The 15,549-nt window shown below is 59.5% G+C and carries 12 protein-coding genes and 1 pseudogene; 7 read left to right on the top strand and 6 right to left on the bottom strand.

Annotation, left to right across the window (positions count from 1 at the left end; translation table 11 throughout):
• The first annotated feature begins 13 nt into the window (after positions 1 to 13).
• From ACQKP4_RS03410 to ACQKP4_RS03385, 6 genes are all read left to right on the top strand, one after another.
• Positions 14 to 700: an N-acetyltransferase gene (locus ACQKP4_RS03410; RefSeq protein WP_427630409.1), complete on the top strand. Its 687-nt coding sequence runs from the start codon at positions 14 to 16 to the stop codon at positions 698 to 700.
• A 4-nt stretch (positions 701 to 704) separates the two neighbouring features.
• Positions 705 to 1,925 (top strand): GNAT family N-acetyltransferase, encoded by a 1,221-nt coding sequence (locus ACQKP4_RS03405; RefSeq protein ID WP_427630407.1) that lies wholly within the window; start codon positions 705 to 707, stop codon positions 1,923 to 1,925.
• Positions 1,897 to 2,691 (top strand): carbohydrate deacetylase, encoded by a 795-nt coding sequence (locus ACQKP4_RS03400; protein ID WP_427630405.1) that lies wholly within the window; start codon positions 1,897 to 1,899, stop codon positions 2,689 to 2,691. Before ACQKP4_RS03405 ends, ACQKP4_RS03400 begins: the two co-directional genes overlap by 29 nt.
• 158 nt (positions 2,692 to 2,849) lie before the next feature.
• Positions 2,850 to 3,542 carry an N-acetyltransferase gene (locus tag ACQKP4_RS03395; protein ID WP_427630403.1) on the top strand — a complete coding sequence of 231 codons (693 nt, stop codon included), beginning with the start codon at positions 2,850 to 2,852 and terminating at the stop codon, positions 3,540 to 3,542.
• 202 nt (positions 3,543 to 3,744) lie between these two features.
• Positions 3,745 to 5,019 carry a hypothetical protein gene (locus ACQKP4_RS03390; RefSeq protein WP_427630402.1) on the top strand — a complete coding sequence of 425 codons (1,275 nt, stop codon included), beginning with the start codon at positions 3,745 to 3,747 and terminating at the stop codon, positions 5,017 to 5,019.
• Between the two features lie 576 nt (positions 5,020 to 5,595).
• Positions 5,596 to 5,904, top strand: coding sequence for an addiction module antidote protein (locus tag ACQKP4_RS03385; RefSeq protein ID WP_427630400.1), 309 nt, complete (start codon positions 5,596 to 5,598; stop codon positions 5,902 to 5,904).
• A 25-nt stretch (positions 5,905 to 5,929) separates the two neighbouring features.
• Here the strand turns inward: ACQKP4_RS03385 and ACQKP4_RS03380 are convergent.
• A pseudogene (locus ACQKP4_RS03380) lies at positions 5,930 to 6,091 on the bottom strand (SAM-dependent methyltransferase); the annotation flags it as partial.
• A 167-nt stretch (positions 6,092 to 6,258) separates the two neighbouring features.
• Here ACQKP4_RS03380 and ACQKP4_RS03375 point away from each other — a divergent pair.
• The gene (locus tag ACQKP4_RS03375; RefSeq protein WP_427630398.1) at positions 6,259 to 6,645 is read left to right on the top strand and encodes a hypothetical protein; all 387 of its coding nucleotides are present in this window, start codon (positions 6,259 to 6,261) and stop codon (positions 6,643 to 6,645) included.
• Between the two features lie 2 nt (positions 6,646 to 6,647).
• Here the strand turns inward: ACQKP4_RS03375 and ACQKP4_RS03370 are convergent, their stop codons facing one another.
• The 5 genes from ACQKP4_RS03370 to ACQKP4_RS03350 all read right to left on the bottom strand — a co-directional run bounded on the left by ACQKP4_RS03370 (position 6,648) and on the right by ACQKP4_RS03350 (position 15,123).
• Positions 6,648 to 8,075, bottom strand: coding sequence for a sigma-54-dependent transcriptional regulator (locus ACQKP4_RS03370; protein ID WP_427630397.1), 1,428 nt, complete (start codon positions 8,073 to 8,075; stop codon positions 6,648 to 6,650).
• Entirely contained in the window at positions 8,044 to 9,537 is a 1,494-nt protein-coding gene (locus ACQKP4_RS03365) for a sensor histidine kinase (protein WP_427630395.1), read from the bottom strand. The genes ACQKP4_RS03370 and ACQKP4_RS03365 overlap by 32 nt, the downstream gene beginning before the upstream one ends.
• A gap of 103 nt (positions 9,538 to 9,640) precedes the next feature.
• A complete protein-coding gene (locus ACQKP4_RS03360) occupies positions 9,641 to 10,684 on the bottom strand; it encodes an SCO family protein (RefSeq protein WP_427630393.1) in 1,044 nt (347 codons plus the stop codon).
• Positions 10,681 to 13,488 carry a multicopper oxidase domain-containing protein gene (locus ACQKP4_RS03355; protein ID WP_427630391.1) on the bottom strand — a complete coding sequence of 936 codons (2,808 nt, stop codon included), beginning with the start codon at positions 13,486 to 13,488 and terminating at the stop codon, positions 10,681 to 10,683. Before ACQKP4_RS03355 ends, ACQKP4_RS03360 begins: the two co-directional genes overlap by 4 nt.
• Positions 13,489 to 13,674: 186 nt before the next feature.
• Positions 13,675 to 15,123 carry a sensor histidine kinase gene (locus ACQKP4_RS03350; protein WP_427630389.1) on the bottom strand — a complete coding sequence of 483 codons (1,449 nt, stop codon included), beginning with the start codon at positions 15,121 to 15,123 and terminating at the stop codon, positions 13,675 to 13,677.
• Positions 15,124 to 15,549 lie beyond the last annotated feature (426 nt).

Here is a 15,549-nt window from a genome sequence, read left to right as displayed (position 1 = left end):
AGGAGCACACAACATGAGCGTTTTGCACAAACTCAGCGAGCAGATCAAACAGAAAGGCCTGAGCGCCACCGTCAAGAAGGTGTGGAAGCACTACGTGTTTTTCCACCAGGAATTGTTGTGGATGGAGCGCGATCTGGTCAGTCCCGTGCCCCCGCACAAACTGCGGCCGTACCCGCCGCTGCGGGTCGAAACGATCACCCCGGAAAACGCCGTGGCCTTCAGCCAATACTTCGGCGACCGCGTCGAAACCATGGCCGAACTGGCGCGCGAGGGCTACACCGGGCAAATGCACCTCGACGATCAAGGTGATGCCGTGGCCTTCATCTGGGGCGCCGCGCGCAACTATTACGACAAGCATTACTACGGCTGCTGGTTCCCGGTGAAGCCCGGCGAATTCTTCGAGTTCGGCGGCGAACTGACCCGCGCCTATTGGGGCACTACGCTGTCGGTGGACCTGCAACTGGAACTGTGGAAAGCCATGCAGGCGCAGGGTTGCAACAAGGTGGTGGATGTCTGCGAGTTCCATAACATTCCGGCCCTCAAGCTGCACATTCGCATGGGGTATCAGGAGCAAGGGCGGATCATGAACGTGTACAACCTGTTCGGTTGGCGCTTCTACCGCGAAACCCGTTACACAGGCTCGCGGCTGGATGCCTTGCGCAAACCGGCCCGCGACCCTGTCCCAGCCTCGGCGACCTGACCTTATGGCGGCTCGATTTGAATGGCGCACTTCGCTGTGCGCCACGGACTTCCCGGCAGCGGCTTACGAAGCGCTGCGTCTGCGGGTGAAGGATCACACGCCGTTCAACACGCTGGCCTGGATGACCGCGTCGGAACAGGCGCTGACGGCTGGCCAGCGGTTGCACGTGTTGCTGGGCTGGCAAGGCGACGAGCTGGTGTTGTGCCTGCCGCTGGTGGCGTGCGTCGAGCGTTTCGCCGGGCTGCCGTTTCAGGTGTTGCACCACTTGGGCTATCCCCTCGCCGACCGCCTCGCGTTGCTCGCCAGCATGGACGCCGGGGACGTGCGCAAGGCGCTGGTCGAAATACGGCGGCACGTCCCGCATGCGTTGCTGCAACTCAACGAGTTGTCCGAACCGGTCGGCGAAGAAAGCCTGCTGAGCGAATGGATGGCCCACAGCTCGACCGGCGAACGGCGGATCAGTTGTCGAGTGCCGGTGCACGTGATCAGCGACGCCGACCATCAGGAAGTCTCCGGCGACCCGCGCTACAAACTGCGGCGCGCACGCAAACGCATCGCCGCGTGTGGCGCCCAGGTGCGGCGGATCACCCCCGACGCATCGACCATGGGCCCGTTGCTGCAGGCGATCAGCGAAGTCGAAGCGGTGAGCTGGAAAGGTGACGAAGGCGTCGGCATCTTCGCCGACGAGCGCCACCGACAATGGATGGACCGCGCCTTTACCGCCCTCGCCGCACAAGGCTTGGTGCGGGTGGTGGTGCTGGAACTCGACGGCCGCTGCATCAGCTATCGCCTGGGCTTGCTGGAGCAGGGGCGGCTGTACGATTACAACCTGGCGTTCCTGCCGCAATACGCCGATCTGGGCAGCGGCCGGGTGCTGCTCGAAGAGTGGATTCGCTGGGGGCTGGACGAGCACTGGCGCTGGATCGACGCTTCGCGGGTCAGCCTGGAAAACTCCAGCCATCAACTCCACGAGCGCATGACCGGGCAACTGGAACACTGGCGCTGGAGTTTCTATTCGTGGCGCCCGAGCGGCCTCGCATTGGGAGGGGCGCTGCGTTTCTGGCAGCGGCTCAAGCCTGGGGTGCAACGCTGGAAGGCCCGGCGTGCGGCGGCGGTCAAACCCGCAGCCGAGGCCGCGCCTGCCGCAAAAACGGCCACACCCGCCGCGCCGACAGAAAAAATCATGGAGGGAGAGCATGCCTCGCCAAGTCATAGTCAACGCTGACGATTTCGGGCTCAGTGCCTGCGAAAACGCGGTGATCCTCGGCGCGTTCCAGGCCGGCGTCATCAGCTCCGCCACGGCCATGGCCAACATGCCGGCCTTCGAAGCGGCGTGTGTGCTGGCCCGGCATCCGTTGCTGGAGGGGCGGATCGGCCTGCACTTCAACCTGACTTACGGCAAGCCCCTGAGCCAGTCGATTCTGCGTCGACGGTCCTTTTGCGACAGCGCCGGCGTGTTCGACCTCAACCTGCCCCGCCACCGCCTCTGGCTCAGTCGACTGGATCGCGAGGCGGTACTGGAAGAACTTGAAGCGCAATGGCAACGCTGCCTCGATAACGGCGTACGGCCGAGTCATCTCGATTCCCATCAACACGTGCACAACATCTGGCCGATTGGCGAAATCGTCGCCCGCTTCGCCGCGCGCCAAGGGGTTGCGGTGCGCCTGGCGCGCAATCTTGGGCAAAACCTCAGCCTGCCCAAGCGCGTGTTCAAGGACTTGCTCAATCGCCGTTTGAGCCGCCTGGCCGGGGCGACCGCCGACTACGTGTGCACCCCGGTGGACTTGCGCAACGCGGCGCCGCCGGTCGATGGCTTGCTGGAAATCGTCGCCCATCCGAATCAGCTCGGTGCCGATTTTGGCGATGCGTACCTCAATCAGGGTGAGTCGCTGAGTGCGCTGCTGGAACAACGCTTGCCGGGGGTAAAACGGGTCGCCTACAACGTAGTGGGCAAGTCGTTCAGCGACCGTGCGGAGACAATTCTGGAGTGAAAAATCACGCGTTTTTTTGACGCCTGAAAATGTGTCAGAACTGTTACACACATTGAAACAAATTGCCGGTGAAGCCAGTGCCATGGATTGGCCATCGTGATCTATACCCATCGTTACCGTCACCACGCACGGTCACATCCTTGGCTAAGGAGGGCTTCATGAACGTACTCGACAAGCTTCGCCAACGCATCAGACAAAAGGGCCTGGGACGAACATTCGGTACGTTGTGGAAGCGCTACGTGTTCTTCCATTGGGAACTGCTGTGGACGGAGCGCGATTTGATCAGCCCGGTGCCGGCGCACAAACTGCGCCCCTATTCCGGCTTGCGCCGGGTCACCATCACTGCGCAAAACGCCACGGCGTTCGGCAAGCATTTCGGTGACCGCGTCGACACCATGGCCGAACTCGCCGCCGAAGGTCACACCGGGCACATGTACCTGGACGACGACGGCCATGCGGTGGCGTTCATCTGGGGCAGCACCCGTGATTATCACGACCGTCACTATTACGGCTGCCGGTTCCCGGTCAAACCTGGAGAGTACTTCCAGTTCGGTGGTGAGTTGGCCCGCCCCTACTTTGGCACCCAGCTGTCGGTGGACGCTCAGGTCGAACTCTGGGAAACAATGGCCGCTCAAGGCTGCAACAAAGTGGTGGACGTCTGCGAAAGCCACAACGTCCCGGCGCTCAAACTGCACATCCGCATGGGCTACCACGAACAAAGTCGCATCACCCATGTCTATGGGCTGTTCGGCTTCTGGCGCTTCTACCGCGAAACCCGCTACACCGGCTCGCGCCTCGACCCGCTGCGCAAACCCGGCCAGCCCGTGGTCACGAGTGCGGCGCAGGCTTGATGGATGTCTGACAGCGCGGCGGTGTGTCATTCGCCGGCTGACATGATCAATCTTTAAAACCCAATAAAAATACATAAAAAAACCCTTTGCCTACCTGTCATATATGACAGCTAGGCAAGGGGTTTTTTATGTTCTAGTTTCGTTTCCGTAACGGTATGACTTCGCACGATTAAAGGAAAGCCAACCCGTAAGGATATGCAAAATGAAAAACACCATTCTGGCAATTACAACATTAACCGGGTCTCTCATTTATATAGGCAGTGCCGTCGGCCAAGAGCGTGCACCGACGCTGGAAAGCATCGGCCCAGCCGGTTATCAATACTGCGTGGCCAATGCCACAAACAATAATCAGAGCGCCGTCGGGATATGCTCCGCGGAAAAAGGCAACTCGCTTCAAGTGGCGTGGCTAAGGCATAAAACCGGCGAAATATTCGTCTTGCCGCCCTTGGCCTCCAATAAATCTTGTAGAGCACTGCGTATTTCCGAACAGGGCAAAATCTACGGCCTGTGCCTGGATGCCAGTGAAGTGAATATAAATGTGGTGTGGGATGGCTCCAGGCCAAGTTCCGCGCCCATTGCACTCAAGCCGGCGGGACAGGATAAAAGCGTCGCGGTTACCACGATGGGCAGCAGCAGTCTGGTCGGTCAAAGCTTTACCGAGGCAAACCAGAAAGGGCAATCGATGCCAGTGGTTTGGCGTTTCGACAGCGGTGTCGCCGAGCCGGTCACCGGATCTCGCGACAGTTGCGTGCCGACCTCAATGATGGAGTCGACCACGGGTTATACCTGGATATCGCTCAATTGCCCCGGTTCACCGAACAACTCAACAGCGAAAGTCGCCACCAAAAAGCCAAACAGTCCAACGTATGTGGTCACGGCTTTGCAACTTCCCGATAAAAGCACTCAGTGCACACTGGGTAATACCAATGATCCCGGCCAGACAATAGCTGTCTGCCACTTCCCGAATGGAGTACTTCGCACAACGTACTGGCAAACTATCGACAGCCCACCGACCTCACTGGATAAACCGCCCTACCCTCAAAATGCCCCGACCAAACTGAACAGTAGCGGGAATGCACTTATCGTCTATACCGACACTCGGGTTTACTTCGATGCACTTTGGAATATTTACCAGAACAAAGTCAGCACCATCACGCCCCTGCCTAAAACAGATACCCTGAGCACTATTGGCCCGGCCAATAACAACATTGTGTTGCTGAACACCCGCGACGCCCAAAACGTCGACCAGGGCGCTTTTTTGTCGAGGTCGCTTGAGACGGTCGGAATTGGCTTCTTCAAAGGCGGTAAAGCAAGTTATGTAAAAGAGATCAATCAGGACGGCAATTACGCGGTAGGTTCCGCGACCGGGGCCGACGGCAAGGAATATGCCATCGGTTTTGCTCTGTCTGACTCCGCCCTGAAACCGCCGATTCTGGAATCGGGCGCTGTTGTGATTCCGCCGGCGGTTGCGCCCTAGCGCCTTGATCACTTCATCAATGTAGAACGGCTGTCAGCTGCAACCGCTTCGCGGTTGGGCTTGCTGCGAACGCGATGGCTTTATGACGAGCGGGTAGACCGCATCGCGCCCTTCGCGAGCAAGCTCGCTCCCACATGAGATCTCCAGCACAGATCAAATTGTGGGAGCGGGCTTGCTCGCGAAGAGGCCATCCAAAGCACAGCATGTCTTACCGGAATGCCACAGGCTTGATGTTCGACTGGTAAAACTGCGTCGCGCCCTTCGCGAGCAAGCCCGCTCCCACAGGAATTGCGTAGGGCATCACCTTTTGTAAACGCCCCGGACCATTGTGGGAGCGGGCCGGCTCCGGGGAGTGTTCCTACAAAACGGGCATGCTGCCTACATACCTCTAGGAAAAAACACAGTCAGGCAAGGAACCGCCTGACGGCTTATCTGTATCCAAATGGATACATTTGAGTAATGAATTATCTTGTTGAGCAAACTATGATCTTTGCCGCTTGGCATGGCCGGCGGCGATAAATCCTCACAGCCCACGGACATCAGACGGGCAAAAAAAATGGCAAAGGAGGTTTAACCATGAGCCAGACTTTGACTACTTTCGATATGGCGGCGCTGCTGGACAGCGACGAAGCCATCAGCGAGTACCTTTCCCAAGTGCTTGCCGACGGTGACAACGAGGAGTTTCTTCGTGCGATCGGCTACGTGGTAAAAGCACGTGGAATGACACAAATAGCCAAAGACTCGGGAATGGGTCGCGAAAGCCTGTACAAGGCCTTCGCGCCGGGTGCAAAACCTCGCTTTGATACGGTCCTGAAAGTTATTCATGCCCTTGGAATTGATCTCTGCGCACAGCCGGGTCATTCGGTAAATCCATCGACGCACTGAAAGCCGCTTTTGCTAATTGACGCGATTGCAACACGGCAGTCAGAGTCTCATCCAGGCAGGAAAAATCCGCCTGGCCCACGGCGATCAACCGTTCCTGCCATTCGGCGGTGTCTTTGTGGTGTCGGGCGGAGTCGTTCCAGGCATCGCGGTTGCTGGCGATGGCTTTTTCGTTTGTTGGCACTTCCATTGCGCGCTCCAGATTCGGGTCTTGATTGACCGGCACGAGTCTAGATCAGCGCTTGGACCAAACCTGTTGGAAACTTGTAAACCGCACCTGCCGAACGCGTTCGCGCACGGCAGCTATAGTTAATGGCCTTGGGGAATTGCGCAAAAACCGAGTTCGCAGGTGTTGCCATGAAAAAAACCGATCTGACGTTGCTGTTCGCCCTTTGCCTGACCGCCACCACTGGCGTTTGCGCAGACGACACCCTGACGCCCACCACCGATTACAGCAGTGAGTTCAACTATTACGGCGCTGACCAGCCCTTCGCCCATCCCGTGCCGCCGTCCATCAGCACGGTGCCGCCGGGCTCGTACATCTCGACCTCGCCGCAGAACTTCATCCCGATTGCCAGCCAGCATGACTTCACCGACTCGCGCTTGCCGACGGTGGCCGATGCTTCCGTGCGGGTCTTCATCCGTTCCTACGACGCGGTGCACGGCGTCTACGTCAACGAAGAAGTGCTCGACCCGAGCTGCGTGCTCGAATGCCTGAGCCGGCAAGGCCCGGTGCTGCAATAGGCTTACCACTGGCGTTTATCGGGGCGCGCCAGGCCAAGCTTTTCGATCCGGTAACGCAGCATGTCGCGGCTCAGGCCTAGCAGCCGTGCCGACTTGGTGACGTTCCAGTCGGTTTTATCGAGCATCTTGCGCACCATGTCGCGCTCGACTTCCGGCAGGTTCATCGACTCGTTGCCGTTGTAGGTCGGGCGCGGTTCGTGGTGCTGCGCTTCCTGCATCACTGGCGGGTCATCGACCAGGCTCAGGCACACGTTCAATTGATGCGCGGCAATCGTCTCGTGCTGGGCCAGCAGCACGGTTTGCTCAAGCATGTTGCGCAACTCGCGCACGTTGCCCGGCCAGCTGTAGCTGAGCAGCAATTCCTCGGCCTGGTCGCTGAAATACAGGTTCGGCTTGCCATAACGCTTGCCGTGGACCGCCAGAAAATGCCGCGCTAGCACCAGGATGTCTTCGCCACGGGCGTACAGGCGCGGGACCTTGATCGAAATGATGCGCAAGCGGAAGAACAGGTCGCGGCGAAACTTGCCTTGCTGGACCATTTGTTCGAGGTTGCAGTTGGTGGCGCTGATCACCCGCAAATCGACTTTGCGCTCTTTCACCGAACCGACCCGGCGAATGGTGCGGTCTTCGAGCAACTTCAGCAGTTTGGCCTGCAGCAGCAGGTCCATTTCCCCGACTTCGTCGAGGAACAAGGTGCCGCCATCCGCCGCTTCCACCAAGCCGACACGGCGGTCCTTGGCGTCGGTGAACGCGCCCTTTTCGTGGCCGAACAGTTCGGATTCCACCAGGTTGGACGGAATCGAGGCGCAGTTGAATTCAATGAACGGTCCCTTGCTGCGCGGGCCGTCGAAGTGCAATGCGCGGGCCACCAGTTCCTTGCCGGTGCCGGTCTCGCCTTCGACCAATACGGGCGGCAGATCGGTGTTGGCCATGCGCCGCTCGGCGTCGAGCAACTGGGCGATGGTGCCTTTGAGATAAAGCATCGGCGCCGACTCACCAATCAACGCCTGCACGCCTGACTTCTGGGCTTCGCGCTCCTGATAAAACGACAGCGTGCGTTCCATTCGATCCGTCGCCAGCGCCTTGTCCAGCAGCAGCTTGAGTTCCGGTAACGCCACCGGTTTGGTCACGTAGTGAAACGCGCCCTCCTTCATCGCCACCACGGCGTCTTCGACATTGCCGTAACCGGTCATCATGATCACTTTCAGGTCCGGCGCGCTGATGCGCAGCTTCTGGATCAGGTCGTGACCGCTCATGCCCGGCAACGAGTTGTCGGTCAACACCACGTCCGGGGCGAACGTGCTCAGTTGCTCCAACGCCTCTTCAGCCGAGTGGCAGACCGTCACCTCGAAGTCTTTGCGCTCCAGGTAGGTCTGGATATTTTCGGCGAGGAGTTCATCATCCTCGACCAGCAATATGCTGTGCTCCATATTCCCCTCCCGTTGCCACTTTGAAGTTGAGACTGACGCGGGTTCCCTCCTGCTCTTGGCTGGTCAGTTCGACCGAGCCTTCAAACCGCTCCATTATTCGTTTGACCAACGCCAGGCCAACGCCGAGGCCGCCTGTCTTGGTGGTGAAAAACGGCTTGAAGACCATTTGCTGCTGCTGTTGGCTCATGCCTTTTCCGGTGTCGCTGAGGGTCATGCGCACATGCCCCGGCTGCGGTTGTTCGATCTCGATGGTCAGCGTGCCGCCCTTGGGCATAGCTTCCAGGGCGTTGGCAAACAGGCTATTGAGAATCTGCGTGAGCAGCACCTGTTGGCTGACGACTGGCGGACACGGCTGCGGGGTGAATTGCACGGCGATGTTCGAGCGCTTGATCTGCGGGTCAAAAGCACTGAGCGTATCGTCGATGGCCAGCAGCAAATCCACGGTTTCGTAGTCGTCGTTCACTGGTCGCAGCGACACCAGCAATTCCCGAACCCAGCGCGACATGCGATCCACCTGATTGATGATGTCGCCGATGTTTTTCTGCGCGCTCTGGCTGGCGATTTCCTGGGCCAGTTCAGCGCTGGATCGAATGTTCGCCAGCGGGTTGCGCAGGCTGTGCGCGACCGCCGAGGACATCTCCCCCAGCGCGACAAAGGTTTCATTGGCGATCAGCTGTTTTTGCTGGCTCTCCAGCAACATCGCCGCCCGCCGCACAATCCAGAACAACCCCAGATAAATGGCCGCGCCGCCAAGCACCGTGGCCATCCAGATCGCCTTGAAGCCGCGCTGGATGCGCTCCACCAGGTCCACCGGTTCCTTGTAGATTTCGACCATCGCCATCACTTTGCTTTTGTCGGCATTGAACATCGGAATGTAGTTCTCGATGAACAGGTATTCAGGTTCACGCAGCAGCTTTTGTTCGGGCCGTTCCTCGTCGATTTCGTGGTAACTGGTGGAGACCAGCGTCTTCATTTCAAACGATTCATTCAGTTCATCGTCGTCCTCGATGCGCATGCCGATCATCTCGGGGTTGGTCGACCAGACGATAGTGCGGTCCAGGGCGTAGACGTTGGCCAGCAAAATGTCCGGCAGATGCTCCACATGGTCGAGAAACTCGATGCGTGAAGCGGCGCGCGAAGCCGGGTTGACGTCGGGGTACAAGGCGTCCTGGCGCGGGTCGAGCATTTCGCCCATGGTCCGTTTTGGGCTGATCCAGGCATGGCGAATTTCGGCATCGCCAATCGCCTGGATGAATTGCGCCGTCAGCATCGAATCGCGCTCGATGCTCTCGGTCACCACGAACCGCGTGGAAATGTAGCCCAGCCCCAGCGCCACGGCGGCGATGATCAGAAAGCTGCCCAGTGAAAACCAGCGCAACAGATTGAACTGTCCGCGTTTGCAGGGCCCCTCTGCTGCCGACGAGGCCGGCGCAGGTACTTTTTGTTGTTCTGGTAGCTGCATTGGGTTGTCCCGGATGCTTGCATCTGGCCTTTTCCAGCCGTCTCTGCGATCAGTGTAGGTGGCAATGATCGTGACAGACGGCTCCAATGATTGTATTTCGCCGCTATTGCGCCTGCGCCGCTTGCAGCGGCTGCTGGCGGTCGGTTTCTTCCTGTAGAAATTCGATGATCGACTGCGCCGACTGCTCGTCCATGCGCACGTTGGGCATCGGGATCTTGTCGAAACGTTCAAACAACTCCATCGCAATCGGGTCCTTCTCCGCGAGCATGCGGTCCGGCTCGCGAATCCAGCGCTTGAGCCAGGCCGGGGCGCGTTGCCGGGTCACGCCGATCAGGTCCGGGCCGATGCTGCGCATGCCGATGCCCTGGCCGTCCATCGGGCCCAGGCTGTGGCACGACGCGCAGCGGGTGCGGAACAGTTCTTCGCCGTTGCTGGGTGGGCGAATCTCTGGTGCGTTGGCGTAGCTTTCTTCGGCGCTGGCCCTCTTCCAGTTCTGCAAGGTGTTAGCCAACTGATCGGCCAGAATCCACGGATTTTCGAACGGTGAGGCTTTCATCCAGCGGCCCGTGGACTGGTTGCCGACAATCAGGCTCAGGTTATGGTCCTTGCTGCGGCCGTTATCGACACCTTCGATGAACAGCCCGAGCTTCTTGCGCAGGTCGGTGACGTCGGCGAATTCGCCGGTGAGGAATTTCCAGCCCGGCCCGACCTTGAACCGCTGCGCGTAGGCCTTGAGCACTTCGGGGGTATCGCTCAAGGGATCGATGCTGATGGAGTAGAAAAAAATGTCCTGCCCGACGCGGTCACCGAGCAGTTTTTGCACTTGGCGCAAGCGTGCGGTTTCCAACGGGCAGGAGTCGCTGCACGAGGTGAAGATGAAGTTGATCACCACCACTTTGTCTTTGATCAGGTCGTCAAAAAAATGCACCTGCCGACCGTCCTGATCGGTCAGCAGGGTATTGGGGAAATAGTCGCTGCCCCAGGGGGTTGCCGATTCCGTTGGCGCCCCGGCATTTTCCAGAGCGCCTTCATGCGCGAGCAGCACCTGACTGGCCAGCAAACACGTGACCAGCACCAAGATCAGGTGCATACCCAAGGCGCGGGAGCGCGGCGTGTGCGGTGACGTGTCGGCTCCCCGGCGGTTCATTTTTTCACCGTCACTTGTGGGCCGAAGCCATCGCCATTACGGAAGGTTGGCAACGCGGCGGAGTTGACATAGCGCACGCCATCCCAGCTCGGCAGCGGTGTCGGCATCAACTGGAATTGCCCTGGATGCTCGATGTCCCAGCGCAGCAGCATCGAGTTGTCCTCGTGCTGGGTGTTGTGACAGTGCTCCATGTACGTCCCGGCGAATTCGCGGAAGTTGATCGCCATCTCGACGCTGTCCAGGCCATCGTTTTCCGAACCGATGCGGTACACGTCCTTGCGCGCCCATTTTTCCCATTCCGGTGGCGCCTTGCCGCCGCGACTGAGGATGATCCCCTCTTCGAAGTGCACGTGCACCGGGTGGCTCCAGCCCTTGCCGCCGGCCTTGATGTTCCACACTTCCAGGGTGCCGAACCCGGCCGTGCCGGCATCGGTAGGACCGTTTTTCAATTGGGTGGCAGTGTTCAAGCGCCGTGGGTCCATGTGGAAGCCGAAACCGCCGTCAGTCTTGACCGTCCAGGGCGCTTCATCGGTGCCGTCGGACCGGCCAAACGTGAAGGTGCGGTGGCGGGCGTTGGCCAGCAATGCCTTGTCGGCCGCGGTGTCACGATGAATCTTCAGCGGGATCATCACCAGGCCTTCAGCCTTGCCCGGTTTGGCCGGCTCGTACAGCGCCGGGTCCATGGCCAGGTCCTGACCGGTGTAGGCCTTGACGTTGAGTTGCAACACCTTGCCCACCGCCGGATCGCCCTTGTCCCACTGCGGGCCTTTGCTGCTCTGCTTGATCACCGCCAGGTATTTCTCCGACAGCACGTCGGCCAGCGAGATAGCGTCTTTCGGGCCTTTGCCGTCGTCATGGGCCAGCAGGTTGACGAAGAAAATCTTGTCCCCTGGCTTGATGCCGTTTTTGGCGAAGTTGACGATGATGTCGAAGCGCTCGGCAATGCCCTGGGTAGGCAGGATTGCGTTGTGGTTCTGTTTATCGCCGTCGGCGTCGAGGTCCATGGTGCCGTCGAAAGGCACGCTGTGTTCCATGATGTTGCCGTCGTTGGCAATCATGTGGAACGGCACTCGGGCATAGGACAGACCCGAACCCTTGGGCCCCTGGAACTCGCCGCTGGAGCCCTTGATTTCACGCACCAGCGCCCATTTGTAGTAACGCGAGACCGAGCCGTTGAGCATGCGGAACCGGTAACTGCGGGCGCGTACATCCAGGGCCGGTTTCCACTGCCAGTTGACCATCACCTGATCGCCGAGGAAGCCGTCGGTGTTGAACGGGTTGAACCACAATTGGCCGTTCTGATCCCAGGCCTTGTCGGCAAACACCAGGTTGACGTCGTAGTCGCGATTACCCCAAGGCAAGGCGCTGCCGCTGGGGAAACGCAGGTTGACGCCGTCGTTCACCGATTCGTTGCCACGGTCGAGGGCGCTGTAATAGTTCATCATCGCCGCGTTGCCCTTGTAGACGTTTTGCGCGGTGAAATCGAGCATGTGGTCGTGGAACCAGTGGGTGCTCATGGTTTCACGCCAGTCGCCACGGATCTTGATCGTGCCGTTCTCGCAGGTCTTGCGGCTGGGGTTGATGTCGTTGGTCCACAGGGTTTCGCCCGGCGAGCATGGGAACGCTGCGCGTGGGTCATGGGCGTCGGTGTTGATGGTGTCGTAGCCGGCCAACTGGATCGGCCAGCGATAGTCGTAATACTGCCCCGGGAAGAAAAACGCGTTGGCATAGCCGTCGCTTTCCGCCGGTGCGTGACCGTTGTGTTCATGGGTGCTGATGGTGTGCAGGCCAAAACCCATGTTGGCCGACGGGTCGATGGGCAAGCCGTTGTAATGACGCATCAACACCGGTTGACCGTAGCGCACCATCAGCAATTTGGGCGGCAAGGTGCCGTCGAAGGTCCAGACCGAGTTGTGATTCTGCACCGGCATGTTCGGGTGGAAACGCGCATCGACGCCTTTGGCGGTGCCTTCCGTTGCCGGCACACCGGCGACGTTGTGATAGAGGCCACCGGGGCCGAATTCGCCGACGGCATACCCATGCATCTGCCGACTGTCACGCCAACCGCTGTTGACCCGCGCCCCGGTTTGTACGGTTTTGTAGGCCAGTTGCGGGTAGAACTCGTTCCAGCGCTGGTGCGACCAGCCTTTTCCTGGCGGACGGCCTTCAGCCGAAGAACCGATATGGCGATTGAGGAACACTTCAATCTGCGATTGCCACGGGTTGCGGTCTACCACGTTGGAGAACTGACTCGGAAACGGCGTCAGCCCCGGTTGCCGCAAGAAAGCATCGAGGGCCGCGCTCGGCGGCGCACTGCGGGCGGCGTTGGTCGGGTCTTGCTGCGGCAACGGGCCAATAGCGGCCGGTGGAAATCCCAACGGCGCCGCCGGTGTGGTGGGGTCGAGTTTTTCCGGGCCGAACTCTTCAAACAGCACCAGCTGTTGGGTGAACGGCTGCGCGCCAAACAATGGGCTCGGCTTGCCGTTGGTGGGGTAATTGAAACTGGTTTGCACCGCTGGCGGCAGAACGTTTTCCTTACGGGTGTCGTTGCGGCTGCCTTTGACGCCATCGGGCAGGTCGAAGGAATCTTCGTTGGCCTCGGGCATGGTCAAAATGGCATTCAACGCCGCCGGTTCGTCAGCCGGTTCGTCGTAATAAGCCGAAGGGTCCGACGGTTCTGGCTGTCGCTCATCATCGATGGGACTGGCGCGCAGTGTCGCTGAGCCCAGCGTCATTGTCAGAACGACGCTCAGGGGCGTCATCAGGCCGAACCACTTGAAGGGGTAACGCGCTTTTCTGTCCATCACCAGCCGCCTCGAAGTCATGAAGGGGGTGATGGGGGTTTTGCAAAGAGCCCGCCAAATTTGTAACTACTTTATACAAAAGTATTAATACCCGGCAAAACAATGGCTTATCAACATCAATCTGCCATACCTCACAAAAGTGACTGGGGCTTGACACCCGCTACCGGGGAAAGTTCGCCCCCAGTTTCAGGGAATCCGTTTGAACGACAGACGGACAGTCGTGCCCTGGCCTTCCCGGCTGCCCAGGGTCACCGAGCCGCCAAAACGCTCCATGATCCGTTTGACCAGCACCAGCCCGACACCGAGCCCGCCTTGCTTGGTGGTGAAAAACGGACGGAACGCCAGGCTGCGCTGTTCTTCGCTCATGCCTTTGCCAGTGTCGCTGATGACCACGCAAACCATCCTCGCGTCGACCGGCTCCAGCGTGATGCTCAGCGTGCCGCCCCGGTCCATCGCTTCCACGGCATTGGCCAGCAAACTGTTGAGAATTTGCGTGAGCTGCATTTGCTGGCTCACGACCATCGGCGTCTCCAGTGGCGCAAACACCAGATGAACATTGGCCCTGGCGATTTGCAGTTCGAAGGCCATCAAGCTGTCGTGCAGCGCCGCCACCAGGTTCACCGGCTCGGCCTCGTCGTTGAGCGGACGCAACGATTGCAGCAATTCGCGGACCCATTTCGACATGCGGTCGACCTGACCGATGATGTCGTTGATGTTCTTGCGCGCCGGACCGCTGTCGAATTCCAGGGCCAGCTCGGCGCTGGAACGAATAGTCGCCAGCGGGTTGCGCAAGCTGTGGGCCACCGCCGAAGACATCTCGCCGAGGGCCACGTAGGTTTCGTTGGTGATCAATTGTTGCTGCTGCGCGGCCAACAGGTTCGCCGCCCGCCGCACGATCCAGTACAACCCCAGGTAAATCAGGCCGCCGCCCAGCGCGGTGGCCAGCCAGATCAGCGCCAGTCCGCGCTCCATGCGGTCGATCAGGTCCTTGGGCTCTTTGTAGATCTCGACCATCGCGGTGACGGTGTCGCCGTCGGCGTCGAACAGCGGAATGTAGTTCTCGATGAAAATGTAGTCCGGCGGGGTGATGAACTTCTGCTCCATCCGCGCATGGTCGACGTCGTGATAACTGGCCGACACCGGGGTCTTGGAGGAAAACGCCTGATCCAGATCGTCGTCGGTATCAATCGTGGTGCCCATCAACGCCGGGTTGGTCGACCAGATCACCATGCGGTCAGGGGCATAGATGTTGGCGAGGATCACGTCCGGCAGGTGTTCGATGTGGTCGAGAAACTCACCCCGGGCACTGGCGCGGGCCAGTGGGTCGACCTCGGGAAAGTTCTTGTCCTGACGCGGGTCGAGCAGCTCGCCCATGGTCCGCACGTTGGGAATCGACACATGGCGGACCTCGGCCGAGGCAATCGCCTGAATGAATTGCGAGGTCAGCAACGCATCGCGCTGCACGCTTTCGGTAAGCACAAACCGCGTGGACACCGCCCCTAACGCCACCGCCACCGTGCCGATCACGGCCATGCTGATCAGCGAAAACCAACGCAGCAGATTGAACGGCTGCTTGCGCGAGCTCAGACGAATATCGCCCTCTTCTTGCTGGAGGGAGGTGGTCAGAATATTCATGGGTGTTGTTCCAGGGTCGCCCTATAGGGTTATAGCCCACTGCGGGGTGTTTGCCCGGTGTCGGGGGTTTTGGCCCTGGATTGGTGGCAAGTGCCCTTTCGGGACGTAACTTTTACACGGGAGATATCGGCGCTTAGTAAACCTGACATTCCTTATAGGAAATGTCTGAAACAGGACCCCGGGCAAATTTTTGCATTGAGGTAATGGATTTATTCCCGCACCATCCGCCCCTGCTTATCCAACGGACGGAATTCAAGGCATGCAGGACGCGAACGCAATTCATATTTCCCTGACCCTCGAAGGCGTTTCCACCGACCTGCAAGTGCTCAGCTTCGTCGGTCGCGAAACCCTCAATCAGCCCTTCTGTTTCGACATCGAACTGGTCAGCAGCCGCCCCGACCTGAAACTCGAAGAGTTACTGCACAC

It is taken from the genome of Pseudomonas sp. NPDC086278 (assembly GCF_050280905.1).
Taxonomy (GTDB): Bacteria; Pseudomonadota; Gammaproteobacteria; order Pseudomonadales; family Pseudomonadaceae; genus Aquipseudomonas.
Note: the sequence above shows the minus strand (reverse complement) of the source record. Positions and strands in the feature narration are given on the sequence as shown.